This is a genomic window from Sphingomonas sp. 179-A 2A2 NHS, from assembly GCF_045371305.1.
Lineage (GTDB): Bacteria > Pseudomonadota > Alphaproteobacteria > Sphingomonadales > Sphingomonadaceae > Sphingomonas.
In genome coordinates this window covers 1-21,276 of the sequence record NZ_JBIQDE010000010.1, presented here as the reverse complement: position 1 = coordinate 21,276, position 21,276 = coordinate 1, and the positions used below count along the sequence as shown (strand labels likewise).

Annotated in this window: 17 protein-coding genes; 12 read left to right on the top strand and 5 right to left on the bottom strand. The window is 62.1% G+C overall.

Going from position 1 to position 21,276, the window contains the following annotated elements; translation table 11 throughout:
• Positions 1-155: 155 nt before the first annotated feature.
• The 4 genes from ACH0AE_RS17010 to ACH0AE_RS16995 all read left to right on the top strand — a co-directional run bounded on the left by ACH0AE_RS17010 (position 156) and on the right by ACH0AE_RS16995 (position 3,084).
• Positions 156-899 (top strand): LuxR family transcriptional regulator, encoded by a 744-nt coding sequence (locus ACH0AE_RS17010; protein WP_406876045.1) that lies wholly within the window; start codon positions 156-158, stop codon positions 897-899.
• A gap of 74 nt (positions 900-973) precedes the next feature.
• On the top strand, positions 974-1,582 hold the full coding sequence (locus ACH0AE_RS17005; protein ID WP_406876044.1) for an acyl-homoserine-lactone synthase: 609 nt from the start codon (positions 974-976) through the stop codon (positions 1,580-1,582).
• A complete protein-coding gene (locus ACH0AE_RS17000) occupies positions 1,582-2,472 on the top strand; it encodes a phytanoyl-CoA dioxygenase family protein (protein WP_406876043.1) in 891 nt (296 codons plus the stop codon). Before ACH0AE_RS17005 ends, ACH0AE_RS17000 begins: the two co-directional genes overlap by 1 nt.
• A 3-nt stretch (positions 2,473-2,475) precedes the next feature.
• Positions 2,476-3,084, top strand: a complete 609-nt coding sequence (locus ACH0AE_RS16995; protein ID WP_406876042.1) for a GntR family transcriptional regulator — start codon at positions 2,476-2,478, stop codon at positions 3,082-3,084.
• A 268-nt stretch (positions 3,085-3,352) separates the two neighbouring features.
• Here the strand turns inward: ACH0AE_RS16995 and ACH0AE_RS16990 are convergent, their stop codons facing one another.
• Both ACH0AE_RS16990 and ACH0AE_RS16985 read right to left on the bottom strand, forming a co-directional pair.
• A complete protein-coding gene (locus ACH0AE_RS16990) occupies positions 3,353-4,354 on the bottom strand; it encodes an HNH endonuclease (RefSeq protein WP_406876041.1) in 1,002 nt (333 codons plus the stop codon).
• On the bottom strand, positions 4,351-6,150 hold the full coding sequence (locus ACH0AE_RS16985; protein WP_406876040.1) for a hypothetical protein: 1,800 nt from the start codon (positions 6,148-6,150) through the stop codon (positions 4,351-4,353). The genes ACH0AE_RS16990 and ACH0AE_RS16985 overlap by 4 nt, the downstream gene beginning before the upstream one ends.
• A 188-nt stretch (positions 6,151-6,338) precedes the next feature.
• On the opposite strand from ACH0AE_RS16985, the gene ACH0AE_RS16980 reads away from it, so the two are divergent.
• From ACH0AE_RS16980 to ACH0AE_RS16960, 5 genes are read left to right on the top strand one after another with little or no spacing between them, the layout of a single operon-like run.
• Positions 6,339-8,492, top strand: a complete 2,154-nt coding sequence (locus ACH0AE_RS16980; protein WP_406876039.1) for an AIPR family protein — start codon at positions 6,339-6,341, stop codon at positions 8,490-8,492.
• A 31-nt stretch (positions 8,493-8,523) separates the two neighbouring features.
• Positions 8,524-10,455: a DEAD/DEAH box helicase gene (locus ACH0AE_RS16975; RefSeq protein WP_406876038.1), complete on the top strand. Its 1,932-nt coding sequence runs from the start codon at positions 8,524-8,526 to the stop codon at positions 10,453-10,455.
• Positions 10,452-10,868 carry an EcoRII N-terminal effector-binding domain-containing protein gene (locus tag ACH0AE_RS16970; protein WP_406876037.1) on the top strand — a complete coding sequence of 139 codons (417 nt, stop codon included), beginning with the start codon at positions 10,452-10,454 and terminating at the stop codon, positions 10,866-10,868. Before ACH0AE_RS16975 ends, ACH0AE_RS16970 begins: the two co-directional genes overlap by 4 nt.
• Positions 10,869-10,886: 18 nt before the next feature.
• Positions 10,887-12,491, top strand: a complete 1,605-nt coding sequence (locus tag ACH0AE_RS16965) for an ATP-binding protein (RefSeq protein ID WP_406876036.1) — start codon at positions 10,887-10,889, stop codon at positions 12,489-12,491.
• Positions 12,475-13,323, top strand: coding sequence for an HNH endonuclease (locus ACH0AE_RS16960; RefSeq protein WP_406876035.1), 849 nt, complete (start codon positions 12,475-12,477; stop codon positions 13,321-13,323). Before ACH0AE_RS16965 ends, ACH0AE_RS16960 begins: the two co-directional genes overlap by 17 nt.
• A gap of 22 nt (positions 13,324-13,345) precedes the next feature.
• Here ACH0AE_RS16960 and ACH0AE_RS16955 read toward each other — a convergent pair whose 3' ends face one another.
• The 3 genes from ACH0AE_RS16955 to dcm are packed head-to-tail and all read right to left on the bottom strand — an operon-like array spanning position 13,346 to position 16,445.
• A complete protein-coding gene (locus ACH0AE_RS16955) occupies positions 13,346-14,578 on the bottom strand; it encodes a type II restriction endonuclease (RefSeq protein WP_406876034.1) in 1,233 nt (410 codons plus the stop codon).
• 35 nt (positions 14,579-14,613) lie between these two features.
• A complete protein-coding gene (locus tag ACH0AE_RS16950) occupies positions 14,614-15,171 on the bottom strand; it encodes a very short patch repair endonuclease (RefSeq protein ID WP_406876073.1) in 558 nt (185 codons plus the stop codon).
• Positions 15,168-16,445 (bottom strand): DNA (cytosine-5-)-methyltransferase, encoded by a 1,278-nt coding sequence (dcm, locus tag ACH0AE_RS16945; protein ID WP_406876033.1) that lies wholly within the window; start codon positions 16,443-16,445, stop codon positions 15,168-15,170. Before dcm ends, ACH0AE_RS16950 begins: the two co-directional genes overlap by 4 nt.
• A 291-nt stretch (positions 16,446-16,736) precedes the next feature.
• Between dcm and ACH0AE_RS16940 the strand changes: the two genes are divergently transcribed.
• The 3 genes from ACH0AE_RS16940 to ACH0AE_RS16930 all read left to right on the top strand — a co-directional run bounded on the left by ACH0AE_RS16940 (position 16,737) and on the right by ACH0AE_RS16930 (position 21,129).
• Positions 16,737-17,384, top strand: a complete 648-nt coding sequence (locus ACH0AE_RS16940) for a hypothetical protein (protein WP_406876032.1) — start codon at positions 16,737-16,739, stop codon at positions 17,382-17,384.
• Positions 17,385-17,527: 143 nt separating this feature from the next.
• On the top strand, positions 17,528-18,682 hold the full coding sequence (locus ACH0AE_RS16935) for a hypothetical protein (protein WP_406876031.1): 1,155 nt from the start codon (positions 17,528-17,530) through the stop codon (positions 18,680-18,682).
• 140 nt (positions 18,683-18,822) lie between these two features.
• Positions 18,823-21,129: an AAA family ATPase gene (locus ACH0AE_RS16930; protein WP_406876030.1), complete on the top strand. Its 2,307-nt coding sequence runs from the start codon at positions 18,823-18,825 to the stop codon at positions 21,127-21,129.
• The last annotated feature ends 147 nt before the right edge of the window (positions 21,130-21,276 follow it).

Genomic DNA, 21,276 nt, shown 5'->3' with positions numbered 1-21,276 from the left:
CAGACGCATTTGCCCCTTCGCAGCGAACCGGTTACCAGAAAGACCTTATCGATCCGTCCGCTGCGCCGATGGGAAAGCGGCGCGTGCGGGGCCGGCACGGCTGAGGCTCGGGCGCTGCGGCTTGGGGCGCGTCCTGCAACGGTATGGCGCGGCACATGGTCCTCAAGACGGCTCAGGCATTTGCGTTCGCGGTCGAGACCGCGGAGACAATCGACGAACTCGCTACGCTGCTCGAAGCGATCGCGCGCGAGATGGGCTTTCAGCATTATGCGCTGGCCCATCATGTCGATGTTCCGCGAGCGCCGCAGCCCGCGATCCGGGTGCATAATTATCCCGGCGAATGGGAGGCCTGGTTCGACGCCGAGCGGCTCGGGCCGTCGGATCCTGTGCACCGTGCGAGCCATCTGACCAGCGTCGGCTTCCCTTGGTCGAGGCTCCCGCAGCTCATCGTGATGACGAAGCGTGACGAGGATATTCTCGCCCACTCCCGGCGCGTCGGACTTGCGGACGGGTTCACCGTGCCCGCGCACGTACCCGGCGAGTCGGCGGGATCCTGCTCGTTCGCCACAGCGAACGGGCGGACCTTCCGCACCGAATGGATGCCCCTCGCGCAGTTCGTCGGCGCCACCGCATTCGAGGGCGCCCGGCGCCTTTCGGGGGTCAGGCGTACCGACCAGGACCGGCCGCGGCTCAGCGACCGGCAGCGCGACTGCATCTACTGGGCGGCGCGCGGCAAGTCGGACTGGGAGACCTCGCAGATCCTCGGCATCGGGCATGACACGGCGATCCAGCACATGAAGGAGGCCCGCAGCCGCTACGGAGTCACCAACCGGACTCAACTCGCGATCCACGCCCTCTATGACGGGGCACTCACCTTCACCGATGCGCTGAAACGGTAAACTCCCCATTTCTGGGGAGTGGTCACTGCCGGGCGACGCGCCGAGCATCCGGGCTCCACCAGGGGAGTCCAGCCATGTTGTTCACACAGGACGAGCGCAGCACCGCCAGCGACGCGGTGATGCGCGCGATGTTCGAAGCGAGGAAGCGCGTGTTCGTCGACCTGCTCGGCTGGGACGTGCCGGTGCTCGCGGGAAAATATGAGATCGACCAGTTCGACGACACGCACGCTCGCTATCTGATCCTCACCGACAGCGCGCAGAACCATCTCGCCTCGGCACGGCTGCTTCCGACGATCCGGCCGCACATCCTCGACACGCTGTTCGCCGATCTGTGCGAAGAGGCTCAGCCGACGGGCCCCGATATCTACGAGATCACGCGCTTCTGCCTGGATCGCAGACTTCGCGCCGCCGAGCGGCGGCGCTGGCGCGACGCGCTGGTCACCGGCCTTGCGCATTATGCGCTCGAGCACGGCATCACGGTGTATACCGGCGTCGCCGAACAGGGCTGGCTCGACCAAATCCTCGAATTCGGCTGGGACGCAAGGCCGCTCGGCCAACCCAGAACCATCGATGGAATGACGCTCGGCGCGCTCAAAATAAAAATCACCGCGGAGACGCCCGCGCTGCTCGCCGCCAACGGCATCCTGCCGCCGAACCAGATCCTCGAAGCGGAGGCCGCATGATGGCGACGCAACCCGTCCATTCCGCACAGGCAGATGCGGTGAGCACCACCGTCCGGCAGCTCCGCCAGCATGGCTATGCCGTCATCAAGGACGCGCTTCCCCGAAGTACCATCGCCAATCTCGAGGCCGATCTCGCCGACGCATTCGCGCAGACGCCGTTCTGCCAGGGCGGCTTCTATGGCGAGCGGACCAGGCGCTTCGGCCGGCTGCTCGCGCGCAGCCCGCACGCCGCCGCCCTCGTCATGCATGCGGACATCCTCTCCACCGCGAACGAAGTCCTCGGCCCATGGTGCGATTGCCTGCAGCTCAACCTGACGCAAGCGATTGCGCTCCATCCCGGCGCGCTGCCGCAGCTTCCCCATCGTGATCAGGATATGTGGCGGGGCGCGATCGGCGAGACCGAGTATCTGCTCAACGTAATGTGGCCGTTCACGCCCTACCGGGAGCTCAACGGTACCACGCTGATCTGGCCGGACAGCCATGGCCGCAAGGCGCTCGAGCCGGACCCTGACGCGCAGCCGGTGGCGGTCGAACTCGACCCGGGCGACGCGCTGCTCTTCCTCGGCTCGACGCTGCATGGCGCGGGCGGCAACCGCAGCTTCACGACCCGCCGCGGCGCGATTGTCAGCTACTGTCTCGGCTGGCTCAAGCCCTATGAGAACCAGTGGCTCGCCTATCCTCCTGAGGTGGCGCGTCACTTCCCGAAGGAGCTGGCCCAGCTGGTCGGCTATCGCCAGCACCGCCCCAATCTCGGCAATTACGAGGGGCAATGCCCGTCGGTTCTGCTTCAGGACAAAGCGGCCGGCACGATCGGCGCGATCGATGCGCTTCGGCCCGACCAGCAGGCGCTGATCGAGGCGCATGTCGCCGGGCAGCGCGCCGGAGCGTAGGCAATGAGTCCCGGCGCAACCTTCGAACGTGTCTACACGGAGCTCAAGCGCATGCTCGTCGCGGGCGAACTGCCGCCCGGCACCCCGATCGAGCCGGCGCTGATCGGCAGACAGATCGCTTCGAGTATCACCCCCGTGCGTGATGCTCTTCACCGCTTGACCGGCGAGCGACTGGTTGAGGCGCCGAACCATAATGGATTCCGCGTTCCCCTACCGACAGAAGCTGGACTACGTGACCTCTACGATTGGAATGGGCAAATCCTCAAATCTGCGGTGCAGCGGACCAAGCCAGCAGAGGTCGTCCTAGACAACAAACAGCATTCTTCGAAAGCGAGCATGGTGGCTGCGACCGAATGGCTTTTCATGGCTATCGTGCGGAGGTCCGGGAACTTAGAGCAAGCGCGCGCGATCGAGCAGTTGAATGACAGACTTGCGCCCTATCGACGGGCGGAGGTTACCGTCTTCAACGACATCGTTGAAGAATTTGAGGGCATGAGGCTGATGGGTGACAGCCCCCAACTTGCTTCATTCGCAAAGCTCCTCGACAAGTATCATCGCCGTAGGGCTGCCGCCGCTCCGAGCCTGCTTCGACAAATAGTGGAAGGCGTTTAGGTTCGGCATCGGTGGGGGCGGGAGAACGCCTTAGCCTGTTCCGGAGAAATGCCGGCGTAGCCGCCTGCGATCTGGATCAGCTTGACCACAGCGGCCGAAGGCATTCGCGAATAACGGAGGTGGTGGTTGGCTCTACGCTGCCGCTTCTTAGAGGCGGCGAATGGGACGGCAGCGCCGTCCAGGCTGCTCATCGCGTGCTCCTGTTCTGATGGCGGCTCGATTTTAGCGAGGGCACATCAGTTGATTTCGCTGAGCGGCCCGCTTTGAGTCAGGTGTCTGATGTGCCCGGCAGGTGTTCATTGAAAAACTGCCAGCGCTCAGCGAGCGCTTTACGGGACGGGCCTCCCGAGCTGTTCACGAACAGGACCCTGCCTTCAAATTCCGCATAGCCTGCGCTCTGAAGAGCGGGATGAAACGCCACACGAAGGGAAGCCGGGTCAATACCCAGGAGTCCGAGATCGAACAGGGTGTGGAGGTCGCTTCTGAGCAGGACGCCATTTCCGACGCTGTTGTCCTCGCTCGCCGAATAGGCAAGGATATGTGCCGCTTCGACAAGGCCGGGAAACCGGCAGCCGCTGATCTGGCACTGCGCACCGTATCTCCGGATCAGCCTCGCGCGAAAGCGCGCTTGTCCGCGTCGCATGGCAATTTCGCGCATGACGCGACGCCGGGCCTCAATAATCGAAACTCCAGCGCCGGCGGGATCCGTGTCGGCTTCTTCAGGCACCACAAGCCGTTTAGCGAACCGCCGTATCAGCGCGTCGATCGCAGATCCGCTACCGAAGACCGGCTCCAGTTTTGCCAGGTCGATCTCCTTAATCGACATCTGGTCACTTGGACGCAGCACGGCCTCATGCAGATGTCCAACCGAGATCGTGTTTCCTGCCGGGATAAAGGTTGCGCCATAGTGGGCCGCAAAGGTCGTAACCTCGACGGGCTCATTGAGCGGCTCGTCAAAAGCATGGCCAAATTTGCAGCTCCATGCCGGCAGCTTTCTGGCGCGACGTTTGATATTTGTGGCGCGGCACCGGGGGCACCGTAAGCGGTCCTTGTGGCCGACGCCCTTTTCTATGGTCTCAATCTCGGCGACGCCGATCACGTTTGCCTTCGACCGGATAATTACCACATCGCCAGCCTGCATCTGTAGGTGGTTGGCGACGTCACTGTCATAACGATAGACGCTCGACGGGTCGTCATCATAGCCGGTGTTGCCGCCATACTGGCGGGTTCCCTCAACCGTCAGAAGTGACCAGGCGCGCCTGGCGTTCACGGGTGCACTACGTTGATGCTAGCCGGATGCTCCGTCGGGTCTCCTTCGCTTTGTCGTACCCGAAAGGACACGTTTGCGAGGCGGTATTCGAGCGGCTCAAGGTCCTCGTGGAAGCGCGCGGCAGCGCCAACAATATGCGCCCTCAAGGTGCTGAACAGGCCGTTGAGCGTACGAATATTCCCCTGCTTCGTGCCCATATATGCCCCAGCGTTGTACAGCTGCATCCATGAGGCATATGCTGTGTCCTCATCAAGCTGCACCTTGGCGAGCGGATAGGCATGGTGCCGCGCCACGATGATTTTGCGGATGCGCGTAACTTTCCCTGCTGCTGGAAGGCGGAACGCATTCCGCAGCACTTCCGGCCCCGCATTTTCAAGCCATGTGTCGACTGCTGTCAGCCAGCGCATGCTCTCATTGACAAAGCGCGCCATGCGCGAATTTCGCACCTTAAAGTCTGCGCCGTGCGCATCCTGATATTTGATCTGGAACAACAGCAGATCGCCGAAAGCTGGATCAAAGACTGCAAAATCGATATCCGTGAGCTCGCGGCCACGATGTCGCAGACGAATATTCCTTCGGACAATCGCCGAGGCGAAATGCTCCCGAAAAAATTCTTCCATCACCCGCTGCATCGATGCCTCACGGGTCTGCTGATTGAGCGAGAAATCGCGCGCAAAATTCGCTTTGAGCGAATCAAGCATGAACTCCATCTGCCGATGCCGGCCTGCTAAAAATTTCACGATCGAGACAGTGGATGATTGTACAATCACGGGGATCGGGGCGACTGGTTTCTCGATCAGCTTCGCGTTGCGGCGCGTCAGCGTGACCACTTCGAAAATCTGTTCTGCCTCCTCCAGCGACGTCGTGGTGTATGTCACGAACCGCATTCCCGTCTGGTCGAGCGCTTGGCGCAGCGTATCTATGAATTCTGCGCGATCTGCGGAGATCGTGAGGATATCCTCAAGGCGAATCTCGGGGTGCTTTGCGATTAGCGCCTCGCAGAAGGCCTCGTGCTTGAGGCAGAGCGAGACCAGCCAGGCACTGGCAAGCAGGTATTTGAGAAACGGGATCCCGCCAAAGGTCTTGCGCTCATTGAAGGAGTCATATTGCGGCGTCTCGCGAATGGCTGTCCACGCAAGGGCCATGTAATAATCGTCGAGGACCGGGTCGGCGTTATAGCCAATGAAGCTGTCCCTCCAGACATAGACGTTTTCGCGAAGCAGATTCGTGATTTCCCCGCTTAACCAGCGCGCACCTGCGCTTGCCGATAGCGCTTCCTGCGTCAGCCGAAGATGTTCGCGCTTATAGTGTTCGACGACGTCACGCTCATGCGCCTCAGCATCCGAAATCTGGTGCGGCAGCTCGAAGTCAAATATGAGGGGCTCGGGTCGGCTTATCCGGGCTATCCCCGCCCATACCAGTTCGACGGTACGGCGCCCCTGTTCGATAAAGCCGAGCTCAGCTGCCATGTCGAGGAGCTGGCGCACCAGCCTGTCCTGTCGTCGGACGGTGATCGTAGGCACTGTAAAATCGTCGTGCAGGCGAAGCATCAGGCTAATCACTCTTCCGAGCCCCATATCGACGACGTAGGTCTGCAGTTTTACTTCATCGGAAAGGCCTTCCCGGTGCGCGAGACCATATTTGTGCCAGTCAAGCTCGTTGAGCGCGACACGGAGAGCAAGGCCCAGTCGGTCCTGCGTGAGACGCGCGATGATATTCCCCTCTTCAGCGTCGAGCAGTGAGAGAAACTCCCGAATAAGGTTCGCTTCGTCTTGAGTAGGCACGTGGTCTTTCAAATCACAAAACCCCGCATGGTAGGAAGCTACGTTATCTCTGCAAGAATGAGGGCGACAGGCTACGTGCGGGTTGTGACACGTGTCCACCTGCGCCTGAAGGCAGGAGTATCTGGTACACTCCAGTAGCTGAAGTTTTGTGTGGCACCCGGTCTCGTTGCCCGATAGCCTCGATTGTCGGGAGGGGGCACATGCAGGACGATGCGCTGGAAGCGGAATATCGCGAATTTCGGTCCGATCTGCAGACGCGGATGCAGGCCACGGGCGAAACCCTGATCGCGGCATTTTTCGACTGTTATGCCGCCCTGGCCTCAGAGAATGGCGACTGTCCGGACCTCGAGCCCTGTGAAATTGAGCGTGAGGGGCGTGGCGGATACCGCATCGACGGTCACGCTTTCGATCAGGAGCGCGGGATCCTCTATGTCGCGATCTGCGATGTTCGTGAAGATGAGGAGCTCGAAACCCTCAATGCTGCGCGGCTGGAGGTTCTGAATGCCCGGGCACGCCGCTTCGTCGAGCATCTTCTTGGCCCGGGGTTCACCTCGGGGCTAGCGGAAGGTTCGCCTGAGGATGTCGCTTGCGGCCTGGTCGCGACGTCGCCGGCGCTTCTGAAGCGCGTCCAGATCCTCGTTTTCTCCGCAGCGCGGCTGTCGACCCGCAGGCCACCGGAACTTTCAGGCGAGATCGAGGGGCGGCCGGTCGTTTCGAACGTTCTCGATTTCGCCCGTTTCGCTGCTATTGCCCGCTCGCAGGGTTCGATCGAACCGATTGAAGTCGATCTGGCCGCGCTTGCCGGCGCGCCTGTGCCGTGCCTTCCGGCATTTACCGAAGCGGGCGGGTACCAGTCCTATCTGATCGCACTGCCGGGTGATGTCCTGGCAGGGATTTATGGGCTCTATGGGCCGCGCCTCCTCGAACAGAATGTCCGGACATTTCTTCAGGCGCGGACAAAGGTGAACAAGGGCATCATCGCGACATTGCGCGAAACACCTGAAATGTTCTTTGCTTACAATAACGGGCTGACGGCGACGGCCAGCGCGGTCCGTACCGAACCCACTGGCAGCGGCACTCTGGGCATCGCCGCGATCGAGAACCTTCAGATCGTGAACGGCGGGCAGACGACCGCTTCAATTCTTCACGCCCGCGATCAGGGGGCAGACCTCACGAAGGTCTTCGTCCAGATGAAACTGTCGGTCGTCCAGCCACAGCTGATCGAGGCCGTCGTGCCGCGCATTTCGCGCTTCGCGAACACGCAGAACCGGATCAGCGAAGCTGACTTCTTCTCGGGGCATCCGTTCCACGTTACGCTCGAGCAGATCTCGCGCCGGCTGGCGCCTCCGCCGCGCGCAGGCGCGCTGGCAGGTGAGAAGTGGTTCTATGAACGCTCTCGCGGCCAGTATCGCGACGCCCGCGGGCGTGGCACTGCCGCCGAGCGGCGGCGGTTCGAAACCGAGTTTCCGAAAACGCAGCTCATTGAGAAGACAGACCTCGCGAAATACGAGCTGACCTTTGCGGCGCGACCGCACATCGTCTGCCTTGGCGCTCAGAAGTGTTTTCTGGCCTTTGCCGAGCAGGTCGCGAAGGACTGGGAAGCTTCGCCGCTATCGTTCAACGATGGCTGGTTCCGCAGTGCAGTCGCACGCGCGCTGATCTTTCGCTGGACCGACCGGATGATCGCCGGTGCGGACTGGTACCGCAGCGATCGGGGGCACAAGTCGCAGACCGTGGCTTACACGCTGGCCTGGCTGCAGCATCATCTGCGTAAAGCCGGCAAGGCGGGCCTCAATCTCCAGCTTGTCTGGAACCAGCAGGACGTTCCCGATGAGCTGAAGCTGACGCTTTCCGAGCTCGCGCCTCAAGTCGCGCGCACGCTGAGAGAGGCGCCCGAACATGTCCGCAATGTCGGCGAATTCGCCAAGCAGCAGGCCTGCTGGGCGCTGATCGCACGGACGGAATTCACCTTGCCCGAGCTACCCGACGCTATTCTGCTGGACCGGGAGGACCAGCGCGAGGCCGCTCGGGAGGAAGTCTCGGTCCGGCGGATCGACGTCGAGATTGAGATGGATCGGCTCATGGTCGCACTCGCTGGTCGGGTCGACGAAGTGACGCTTTTCGCGCGCCGGAAAGGACTGCTCAGCCCCCGCTCGGACGCCGCGCTCCGCCGGCTCGGCCGCGGACAGTTTGCTCTCGCGCCTTCGGAGCGCAACGCCCTGCGCCACCTGTTCGGGCGGCTGAGCGAAGAAGGTTTCCCGATGCCTGCACCCGAGACGCCCGCGACGGACGCACCGGCGGGCGAGCGTCGCATCCAGCTGAGCGGGACCGCGCGCCGGCAGGTGCGGCTTTGACCCCCGTATTTCGCCGGGTACCGTGGAACCGATGAGCGCAGGACCCAAAGCAGCCCGGTGGCAGATCCGCTCCGGCATTCTTGAACTCGAGGTCGGCGGCGATCCCGTCCGGCCGAATGCCGAGGAGATTTACGGGCTCGTCTTCGACGGCGTATCGATGTTCCGCGGGCAGAGCATAGCACCCGGAGCGCCCCCGCTTCGCTGCTCGCGCTATCCGGCGTTTCTCAGCCTCGTGATCGATCACGACGATGCGGCCGCAGACGGCGGCCTTTTCTGCCATGTCCGGGCAACCGGCCGCGGTGGCGTAAGCGGTCCCTTCGGGACGTGGCAGGATCACCCGGATCATCTGATCATCGGCGAAGTCTGGTATCCGCTGGCCGCCGGCGCGCAGCAGGAAATCGCGGACATCCTTGCAGGCGCGGGAGTCGAGGCGCCCGGCGCGCTGTCGCTGCGACAGTATCTCGCGCTGCGAACCGCCACCGGCGACACCGGGCATCTCGCCGACGAGACTGCCGGGCGCAATATCCAGCCCGGGCTCGCCGTACGCAGGGAAGAGAGCGAACTCATTTCCTTTACCGGGCGGCTCTATCCGTACCAGAAGGATGGCTGGCAGTGGCTGAGCTTCCTCTGGCGCGAAGGTCTCGGCGCAATCCTCGCCGATGAAATGGGCCTCGGCAAAACCATCCAGATCATCGCCTTGCTCGCCTCGCCCGAGCGCAGCGAAGCCGCACCTTCGCTGATCGTCGCGCCGACGACATTGCTCGAGAACTGGCGGCGCGAGATCGCGAAGTTCGCACCCGGGCTGAAGACACATATCCATCAGGGCACCCGGCGCACCGGAGATTACAGAGTGCTGGCGCCGTTCGACGTCATCATCACGTCCTATGAGACGGTCGTACGCGACGGGAGCATGTTCCGGATGATCGACTGGCGCATCGTCGTGCTGGACGAAGCGCAGGCCATCAAGAACCCGGACACGCGCCGCGCACAGGCGGTGCGCCAGCTTCGGCGGCGCTCGGGCATCGCAGTGACCGGGACGCCGGTCGAGAATCGGCTGCGCGACCTCTGGTCGCTGGTCGACTTCGCCGTCCCCGGCCTGCTGGGCGATGTCGGATCGTTCGAGCAGCGTTTCCAGGACGATGTCGACGGAGCGGCGGCGCTCGAGCCGCTTGTCACTCCGATCATGCTGCGCCGGCTGGTCTCCGAGGTCGCACAGGATCTGCCCGAGCGGATCGACATTCCGCAGGTTCTCGCGCTTACCGAGGACGAGGCTGCTGCCTATGAGCAGATCCGGCTGGATACGCTCGCCGAATATGGCGGCGCGGCCACGCTCGTCGCGCTTACCAGGCTGCGCATGTTCTGTGCCCATCCGATGCTGCTCGACGACGTGCCCTGGACGATCGACCGGGCACTCGGATTCAGCAAGCTGGCCCGGTTGTTCGAGATCGTCGACGAGGTGTTTGCGAGCCGGCAGAAGCTGCTCGTATTCACTTCCTACAATCGTCTTGCCGCGATGATCGCCGATATCGTTCGCCAGCGCTATGGCGCGATGGCAGCCACGATAAATGGCGAGACGCCGGTGGAGGACCGACAGCCTGTTGTAGACCGTTTTTCCGCGGAGGCTGGTCCCGCTCTGCTGGCGCTCAACCCGCGCGCCGCGGGCGCGGGCTTGAACATCACCGCTGCCACGCATGTCGTGCATTACAATCTCGAATGGAATCCTGCAATCGAGGATCAGGCGTCAGCGCGCGCGCACCGGCGCGGCCAGACCCGCCCGGTCACCGTCCATCGTCTGTTCTTCGGGGACTCAGTCGAGGAAGTCGTCAACGACCGCCTGAGCCGCAAGCGCGAGCTCTCGGGCGCGGCCGTGATCGGCGTCGAAGGCACGGACGAAGATATCGCCGATGTCGGGCGGGCGCTGCGCGCCTCGCCGCTCACCCGCACGAAGGATCTGGCAGGATGAAACGAATAGCAAAGGTGCTGACCGCGAACGACGCGGGCGAAACCGGTGGTCACCAGGCCGGCATTCTCGTGCCCAAGAACCCAGAAATTCTCGCGTTCTTCCCGCCGCTCTCGCACGAAGTGAAGAACCCGCGTCATCATCTCTTCTTCCGCGACGAAACGGAAGAGCAGTGGGAGTTCGCGTTCATCTATTACAATGGCAAGCTGTTCGGCGGAACGCGTAACGAATACAGACTGACCCGCATGACGCCCTTCATCCGGGCGGCTGGACTCAGGGCGGGAGACGAACTCATTCTCGAACATCGCGAAGGCGAAGGCTATTCGGTGCGCTATACGCGCATGCAGCCGGCGCGAATTCAGAACGGCGTGCTCAAACTCGGCGGGGACTGGAAGGTTGTCCGGGTGAACGCCTGAGGCGAAGAGGGAAGAAGAATGACAGTCGAAAAAGTTCAGGCACCACCCGATCCCGAGCGGACGATCGAGAGTCTCCGCGACACCGGCTATAAGTTCAACACGGCGATCGCGGATATCGTCGACAATTCGATCGCGGCCAGAGCGACGGTGATCGATCTGCAGATCCTGATGGATCTGCGCAGTGCGGTGCGGGTCTCGATTGCGGATAATGGCGAGGGCATGAACCGAAAGGGTCTGCTGAACGCAATGACCTATGGTTCGGCGCGGCGCGCCGATCCCTCGAGCCTCGGTAAGTTCGGCCTTGGCCTCAAGACCGCGTCCACGGCGTTCTGCCGCAGACTTTCGGTCATCACTCGCGACGGACCAGAGATGGAGCCGCTGCAGGCGACATGGGATCTGCGTCACGTCGCAGAGCATGGCTGGGAACTGCTGGTCGATGACGAAGCCGATCCTGAGGCCGTCGATCATCTTCAGACCGTGGCGCACGGGAAATCGGGTACGGTCGTGCTCTGGCAACAGGTCGACCGGCTGATCAAGGAATATGTGACGCCATCAGGAGCGGCCGCGCAGAACGCGCTCGACCGGGCAGTCAAGGGGCTGCGCGATCATCTTGCCATGGTCTTCCAGCGTTTCATCGACCCGAGCGACGATCGGGCGCCGACTGTCGAAATTCGGGTGAATGATGAGAAGCTGCTGCCGTGGGACCCCTTCTGCATAGCCCACTCCGACAAGGTCGCCGATGAAGTCGTGACGATCGATGCGCCCGGCGGAAAGCAGGCGAAGATCGTCTTCCGCGCCTATATCCTGCCGCGGAAAGAGGAGTTCCCCTCCGAGTCGGCTTTCAAGAAGTCGCGGCTCGGCAACGACTCCCAGGGTCTGTACATCTATCGCGAGAACCGCCTGATTCAGGATGCAACCTGGCTGGGCATGTACAGCAAGGAACCGCACGGTACGCTGCTGCGCGCCGAGTTTTCGTTCACCCACGAGCTCGATGAAGTCTTCGACATCGATTTCAAGAAATCGCAGATCAGCCTGAACGAAGATCTCTGGATCGCGATCAAGGACGAACTCCTGACCGCGCCACGCCGCGAAGCGAACAATCGCTATCGTCAGGGCCGCAAGAAGGACGCGCTCAAGAAGGCAGGCGACTCCCATGACTCGTCGAACCGCAACATCGCGTCGAAGGAAGGCTCGATCGACACTGCGGTTGTGGATATCCGTGATCCCAACACCGGCGATGCGCAGGTAACGAACAAGCACGGCTCATTCCGTATCCGACTTAAGATCGGCTCGGCCACGAAGCCGGGCCAGGTTTTCGTTCAGCCCGTCGACTCGCTCGACGACGGTGCATTGTTCGAGCCCACGATTATCGACGGACACAAGGCCGTGCGCATCAACACGTCGCACCCCTACTACCACAAGGTCTACGTGCCCAACCTCCAGAGCGGGGTCACGGTGCAGGGGATGGACTCGCTGCTCTGGGGGCTTTGCATGGCCGAGCTGAGCACGATCAGCGACGAGACGGCGCGCCATTTCGAAGAGGTTCGCTTCGAGGTGTCGCGCATCCTGCGCCGACTGGTCGAAGATCTCCCGGAGCCGGACATGGATGATGTGGCAGCCTGATCTCGAAAGGCTCGCCACTCAGCTGTCGCGTGACTTCGGCCTGAGGATCGTTGCTGCGTCGAAGCAGCCCTCGGGCGGCTGGCCGGCATTCGAACTCAGGCCCGCGGATACCCCGCGGGAGATCTCGTTCGGCGTCGACGTCACACTTGGATGGCGGAGCATAACGTACTCGCTGATGCCAGGAGCATTTGCCGGCCCGCTGGTGACAGCGATGGGCGAAGCAGACGAAGGGGCGAAGCAGACCTTCGCGGCGCTGGCGGAACTCTGCGCCAGGGCGAGAGGCAGCGTTACCCTTGAGGTAGACGGCGCGGGTCTCGACCCGCTCCGGCCGGAGCTCTGGCCCACGGAATGGCATCGCGCCAGCCTCACACTGGTGCGGTCGCCTGCGGCGGTGAACACCGACGACCATGATGAAAACGATCGCGAACTCAACAGCTGGACGCATCGCTATTTCAGCCTTGCCATGGCGCTCATGCCCGTGGAGGAGCTTGAGCCGGACACGGTGCTCAATCCGGAAGGACTGCCCGAGGGCGCAAAGATCCGGGTGGAGACAAACCGCTACGAGCGGAGCCGGATCAACCGCGCCGCCTGCATCGAGCTGCACGGCGACAGCTGCCTCGCCTGCAGGTTCAACTTCGGCGAGACCTATGGCGAAGCCGGTCGCGGCTTCATTCATGTCCATCATGTGACGCCGGTTTCGCGCATTGGACCGAACTATCGGGTCAATCCGGCTACCGACCTCGTACCGCTGTGCCCGAATTGCCATGCGATGGCGCATCGCTTCGATCCGCCGGCATCGGTCGAGGAAATCCGGAACCTTCTGGCGGCCTGACCGGACCCGCCTGCCACTTCGCTCAGCCGCGCCGGCGTACCGGCGCGGCGAGATGGCGAACGTCGGCGATAAAGCTTTCGAGCGACATCAGGTCGCTCCGGATCTCGCTTGGGTAAGTATCATGGAGACGCGCGGGTACGACGAGAGTGACCCCGGCCGCCGCCATCTCGTTGAACTGGGTAAGGCTGACACCGCGCTGTAGCGTCAGCATATGAACCCTGGTTGCTCCGCTTTCCTCGACCGCCGCCTTCCATCGGTCGCGGATAACGGGTTCGACAAGCAGGATCGTCCCCGACTGCACGTCTGCTCCCGCGCCGATCGCCGCGAACACGAAATCGGGATTGCGCGCGGTTCCGGTCGAGGGCCGGAAAGAAAAGGCTGAGCCCTCCGTCAGCCCGTCTTCGGTCAGAAGGTAGCGCAGCTGCAGCGCCAGACCGTCATCACGCGCCTGACGGCCGGCACGAATATGATCGGCCGTCTCGAGCAGCGAGGCGATATCGGGAAATCCGTTGAGCGCGCTCGGCGCATACAGCTCATGTTCCAGTTGGCGGAACAGGTCGAGGAACGCTTCGTGGCGGCGAAGAAGCCGGGTATCGACCGGCTGCCCAGCAAGCGGGTGTGCCAGCGCCGAGCGGCTTACGAGCATTTCGACCGTTGGCGGCTCGTTTCGGCCGTGCGGGGGCACAGGCGCCTCCCCGCTCTTTGCAAGGGGCACGCTCTTTCTGCGGCGCGGTAGAATGAATCGACCAGGGTGAGGCGTGCCTTCGGCGATCCAGGTGACCGAAGTCCCGGGATCCACCTGCCCGACGGTCGCTTCCACCAGATCAGATTCGGTCTCGTCGCGACAGACCCAGGCATGGCAGACCGGCGCGGAAGGGTCGGCGAGATCGAACGCAAGCACTGCGATCGCGCCTGTGCTTTCGGGGTCGAGGAGATCGGAGCGGGCACCGTCAAAGCCGGTGATCCGCGTCTCGTTACGGGTGCCGCCATGAAGGCGGTTATTGTACCAGATCGCCCGTACCCGACGGTAATCGCCCTGGGAGTCGATATAAATGTCGAACTCCACCCGCGGATTCTTCGCGGCCTCATCGCGCAGTGCCGGGTGCACCGCGAACAGAAACGGCTTGGGGAGATAGGGACCAGCCTGATGCGATCCGGTCGCGAGGGTATCGTTTGCCTGCAGGCGCTTGACGAACCAGGCCGACGGAGCGCGCCGGCGTTCGTCTAACCAGCTCGAAAGGTCCGTGAGTGCCAATCCGGGCGATCCTGAAGTTTCACTGTAATGATGACTCAGCGAGGGTCGTCGTCAAGAACTCCTTCGTTCGAGCCGCGGCCGGGCACCGGTGTGAAACGCTCGGAGAGCAGAGATGGATGGCCGGAGCCGACATGCGCACCGGTGTCGCGAAAGAACATTTCACGACAGTCCGGATCCCGCAGAAACCGTGCAACATCCTCCGTAGTCGCCTCCACGCCCGGGCTGGCCCGCCCACGCATGGCGCATTCCCATACGGTCCCGACACGCCATCCTGCCTCGGCAAGCTGGTCGGAATGCCGGCGGTCGCGCAGCTGATTGCGGCCGATCTTGTCCAGCCAGAAATCGCGGCGCGTCTGCGGCAGCACGAACAGGGAGCAGTCGTGCCCGTGCCAGAAGCAGCCGTGAACGAACAGCAACGCCGTCCGCCCGGGCAGGACCAGATCCGGTGAACCCGGCAGGGTCCTGACGTTGAGGCGATAGCGGAAACCCATGCCGTGAAGCGCACGGCGCAGCAGAAGCTCGGGCCGGGTATTGCGCCCGCGCACCGCCGCCATGTTGCGCGAGCGCTGTTCGGGCGTGTGGACGTCGCTCAGCTGCCGGCTTCCTGCTCGCCGGCGATCTCCTTCTCCCTTGCGAGCGCGCGGTCGAGGAAGGGTTTCAGATAGGAAGCGACCGCTGCCACGGCCGGCACAGCGACCGAATTGCCGAACTGCTTATAAGCCTGCATGTCAGATACCTTGATCAGAAAGTCCGACTTACCGGGCGCATCAAAACCCATCAGGCGAGCGCATTCGCGCGGGGTCAGGCGACGGGGGATATCGTCACCCCGGCTGATCAGAATCTCCGAACCATCTTTGTAGTAGCGCGCCGACAGCGTCCTGGCGACGTCGTCGGGGCCGAAGCGCCCGAAGCCGAAGCCGTTGCCCCGCTGACGGTGCTTTTCGGCATAGGCCTGGAGATACTTCCAGAGATGCTCGGTCAGCGTGTATTTCGCGGCGACCATGCCGTCGCCAAGCGTGAACGGCGGCTCGGCTTTCTCGCTGCCGTCTTCGGGGTGGAGGATTGACCCGAGTCTGGGTCCTTCGCGCGGATCCGGCACAACGAAATCGTCAAAGCTGAAACCCACTTCAAGATCGCGGCGAATGCCGACGATGAAAATGCGCTCACGGTGCTGCGGCACCCATGATTTCGCATTCACCACCCGAAAGTCGATGTCGTATTCGAGCTTCTCGGAAAGCACCTGCCGAATGACGGCAAAGGTCCGCCCCTTGTCGTGATTGAGCAGGTTCTTCACGTTCTCGAGCACGAAGGCAGCAGGACGCTTTTCCTCCAGGATCCGTTCGACGTCAAAGAACAACGTTCCCTGGGTATCGCAGGCAAAGCCATGCGGCCGGTTGAGCGCGTTTTTCTTCGAAACGCCGGCGATCGAGAAGGGCTGACAGGGAAACCCAGCCAGCAGAACGTCGTGATCCGGGATCTCCGAAGCCACGACCTGACGAATGTCCGAGGCGATATCATGATCGTCGTCGGGGAAATTGGCGCGATAAGTCGTCTGGCAGTAACGGTCCCATTCGCAGGTGAAGACGCACTTGCCGCCGATCGTCTCGAAGCCTCTGCGGATACCGCCGATGCCGGCGAACAGATCGATGAAGCGGAATGCCGGCTTCTCGTCCTCCCCGTCAGTTCTCGTCGGAATGCGCAGACGCAGGGCGTCGAGAACAACCTGCCGCGGTTCGTTCTCGCCATTTTCCCAGCGATAGACCTGCCGGCTTTCGTAACCGAGCACTTCCGCCACTTCGCCGAGCGTAAGTCCGGCCTGCTGGCGGAGCCTGGAGAATTCCGTCGGCGTCGACGAGCCCTTGGCCATCTGACGCCTCTGCGACGCGCGCGGCATCCTGCTGCGCCTCATCTCCGCTCTTCGCTTCAGTACCGTAGCCATCGCGCGCCTCCCTTGCTGGGTCTTTTTTTGACTCAATGGCGCAATTTGTCCAGAGGGAACTCACAAGGACGGTGTTTTGTTCGCGCTTTGTTCGATTCTGTTGCTTTTGAGCCACAGCGTCTGCGGAGCCAGCTTAAATACAGGAGTCCAGTCCCGGCCGATGCGAAGCGCTACGCATGCGCCGTCCGGAAATTGGTGCGTCAAGCAATAGGAGAGATTGTGAAGGCCGAGATTCAAGCGAACTATGAAGAGCGGCTATCCCGTTATGTCATGCTCATCCAGGGCTCGGAACCCCCGGGTCTCGTGCCTAAGCTGGCCATCTATCGCGAGCTGATCCGGCAGCACCGTATACACGGAGACCGCCTCTGGAAAATCGAACCAATTCTCCATCCGCTGATCTTCTCAGCCGAAACCGACCTGCATCTTGCAGCGGCGCGACTGCTGGAGGAGCCGCGGAGGGCTCAAGGAAGCCTGTTCGCATTCCTCGACTTCTGCCTGAAAAACCGGGCGAATATCACGTGGAAATCGGGACCGCCGCCTGTCGAAGTCCTCGAGAAACAGCTCAATGAACTGGTATCAAGGCGCAGTACGATCGATGCAATAATGGCACGACGCGACAAGTTCTTCGCACATCTCGACAAGCGCTATTTCAAGGATCCGAAACGGATCTACGCCGATTATCCGCTCGAACCAGACGACGTGATCGCACTGGTGAACGCGGTGATCAAAGTGATAGGCGAGCACCAGTGGAAGCTCAAGGAGAGTGCCGCAATCAGTGTCGGGGAGTTCTACGCGGTTGGCGTCGACAATATGGTGCGGAATCTTGAGGCGGGCCGCCGCAACCACTTCCCGGAGCAGCTGGACTGACCGGGCAATTGGCGTTCATCGGGGGCGAGCGGCGGGGCACGATGGAAGTGAACGCCCATTCAGGCTGAGCCGAGTGGCTGAAAGTCAGCCGCTCGGAGATTCGCGGCTTCTGATCGCGTGTCCTGGAAGATGGCAGGTCGCATTTGAAGAACAAGCGGGCGCTGAATCTCGCGGGCGTGCGACCGCGCCACGACGCCGCGCTCGGCCTAGCGCAGCATCCTTGGCAATGGCATGGCTTCGACCCGTTCAGGGTCGGAGATCAGGATTCTAAAGGCGTGACGCTCCTTATTTCCATCGTCAGACCGGAATTTCTGCTCGCCTGCTCAGATCAGCGGATAACGGCCGCCAACTCGAACGGCACCCAAGTTCTTGACGAGCGCTTCAACAAGCACATCGTCTTCGGCAGTGAAGACTATGGAGGCAGCATCTCATATACCGGGCTCGCCCGTTGGCGGCTGGGCGGAAAAATTCATAGGCTATACGACATCATTTCAGAGGCGGTCGCCGCAAGCATCGTCAAGCGACCTACCTTCGGTCAATTATGTCTCGACATTCTGGGTCATCTTATGGCGTCGATACCGACGGCGCAGCAAATCCGCACCGAGCGTCGAGTCGAGTTGCATATTGTCGCCCGGCACAAGGCGATACCGGTGAACATAATGACCGTGCTGTCGAACTTTCGCACGGTCACACCGTGGGGGACCGAAGGAGGAAACCTTTACGACTATGAGCTTGGCCCGTTCCGCGTCTTCCTCAAGACCTTGGTCGACGAGACCGATGTGATTTTCGGTGGCATGGAAAACTTTGTCTCGGCCAAAGAGAAAGCGAAGCTGCGCCACATTGTCGGTGCGGGTGCGAATGCATTTCAGTGCGCACAGCTCGCCGCGAAGATTATGGACACTGTTGCGAGGCGGACCCCGACGGTAGGTTCGCGATGCGCTGCGGTCGTTCATCCATACAACGACTATGTCGACACAAACCTGTGGGGCGTGAAAGCGGGAGGATTCGTCGCGTTTATGCCGCGAATGGTGATGATAAATGGTACGATTTGGGGGCCGTCCCATTTTCCCACGAACCTGCCGCTGGCGCCAGGCAGCCAAATTCCCGAGCAAAGCTTGTTCTACAAAGCGCTGGTCACTGCTCACGTGAAGAGACGGCTTCGACGCCTGATGTTTCGACGACGGAAGGGGCCCCTGATCCCGAGCCTTATGGGCTTTATCGGCCTGATCCTCTTCGGACAGGTCCAGCCGGGATATGACGATTTCGGCTTAGGACGCGAAGATAAGCCTGACACGTAGGCCGCCCATCAGGCACCGGCCCGGCCTAACCGCGAGGCTTAACTCCTCAGCCACCGCGTGGGACTGGCGACAGATCTACGTCGATTCTGTGGTTGGATTGAGATAATGTCGCAGGCGGGGGAGTATTTGGGGGGAATCGCTTGATCACCGAGATCGAGATCGCCGACGTGGCGACCTATCCGGCCGCCGGCGAGCGGCTGACGGATCTGAAGAAGGTCAACTACCTGTTCGGCCACAACGGCTGCGGTAAGACGACGATCTCGCGCGCGATCCACGACGCGTCGGTTTGCGCGGGATATACTGTCAGTTGGCGCGATGGACGCGAGCTTGCGACGCTGGTCTTTAACCGAGATTTCGCCGATGCCAGCTTCGGCGACCAGATGCAGGGCATCTTTACGCTCGGCGAGGATTCGACCCGGGCGGTGGCGGAGATCGAGCGCCTGACGGGCGAGATCGCTGGACTCGATAATGACATGGCCAACCTGCGTCGAAATCTCGTGGGAGAGGACGGAACCGGGGGCCGAGAGGCCGAGCTCGCGGCTGCGCGCGCGGCACTGATCGAGGCGTGCTGGAAGTCGCAGGTCGATCACAAGGACAAATTCATGGACGCCTTCACCGGCTTCCGTGGCAAGAAGGGCGACTTCTGCACCAAGCTGCTGGTCGAGGCAGAGAGCAATACTTCGGAGTTGAAGACGCTGGACGCCCTTACGGCGGAGGCGGCGACCGTTTTCCAGGATGCAGCGACGCCGGAGATCGCAATCGCTCCGATTTTATTCGACCGCTTCGCGGGTCTGGAGGCTTCCCCGATCCTCGCCCGCAGCATTGTGGGCCGCGACGACGCGGTCGTGGCCGCTCTCATCGGCCGCCTTGGCAACAGCGACTGGGTCAAGCAGGGCGTCAGATATCTGACCGAGGCTGATGGTCCATGCCCATTCTGCCAGCAGCCAGCGCCCGCTGGACTGCTTGATGATCTCAACGCGTTCTTCGACGAGCAGTATGAGGCTGATCTCGCCTCGATCGATCTTCTCGCTGCGTCCTATGAGCAGGCCGTCAATGCCGTCGTCGCCGGCATTGACGGCCTCGTTGCGGCGCCACATCGGTTTGTGGACGCAGTTGTCCTCGGCGAACGCTCCGCGGCGCTGAAGACTGCTTTCGAACTGAATATCGAACGCATTGCGGCGAAACGGAAGGAGCCGAGTAGCGTGGTCGAGCTCGAGGCTACGGCCGAGTTGACGGCTGCGATCACCGCCCTGATTGCGGCCGCGAACGAGGCGACCGAGCAGTATAACGCCACCATCCGCAACCTCGCGAGCGCGAAATCGGCACTGACCGCGCAGATATGGAGGTTCGTTGTCGAGGAACGACGCACGGATCTCGACACCTACGAAACCACGGCCGGCAATCTTCGGCGCGCGATCGATGGTATGCGTGGCAGCATCGCTGACAAGACCACGCGGCGAGCGGACCTGAAACGGCAGCTTTCCGCGATCGAGGAGACGATCACCAGCGTCCGCCCGACGGTCGATTCCATCAATCGGATCCTCGGCCAGTATGGCTTCTCCAACTTCCGACTCGAGGTGGCTGGTGACCGCGGTGACATGTATCGCATCGTGCGACTGGATGGGAGCGAGGCGGCACACTCCTTGAGCGAGGGCGAGCGTTCGTTCATCACCTTCCTCTACTTCTATCACCAGCTAGCTGGCAGCATCTCGGCCACCGGCACCGCCGTCGAGAAGATTGTGGTATTCGACGATCCCGTCTCGAGCCTCGACGCCGACGTCCTGTTCGTGGTCAGTGCGCTAATCCGGAAGGTCGTATCAGACGTGCGGGAGAATGTAGGCAATGTCCGCCAAGTGTTCTTGCTCACGCACAACATCTACTTTCACAAGGAGGTCAGTTTCGATCGAGAGCGCCGCGGTCGGGCGCGGTCGTTCGAGACCTTCTGGATCGTTCGGAAGCGCGAGAACGTGTCCTCGCTCACCCACTATGACTACAACCCGGTCAAGACCTCATACGAGCTGCTGTGGGATGAGGTGCGCAATCCGGACCGGCCGAACCTCACGATCCAGAACACGATGCGCCGGATTGTCGAGAACTATCTGTGCGTCCTGGGCGGGCTGAAGCAGGACGAGATCGTCACACTTTTTGAAGGGCGCGACGCCCAGATCTGCGCCTCGCTGTTCTCGTGGATCAACGACGGATCGCACAGCTCGCACGACGATATCTACGTCGCCGTCGATGACAATGCCGTGCAAGGCTACCTCCGCGTGTTCAGAGAGGTATTCGAGCGCACGGGCCACGGCGCGCACTACCGGATGATGATGCGCATCAGCGAGGACGATTCGGAAGATGGTGGAGGGGCTGCGGCACCTGTCGGCGCAGTCGCGGCTCCTCCTGTTGCACCTGCCCCGCCCGCCCAAGCTCCCGAGCAGCCAGCTGCTGGTTAGGCGATGGCCGGCCCGGTCTCGATCGATAGGGCGTGGTGGGAGCATCTCACCCCGACCCCGATGCACAAGCGTAAGCGTGGCCTGAGGGCCGCCTTGCTCGTTTGGCCGTAGCCGGGATGCTTATCGTCTTTGACGAGGGCGCGGGCG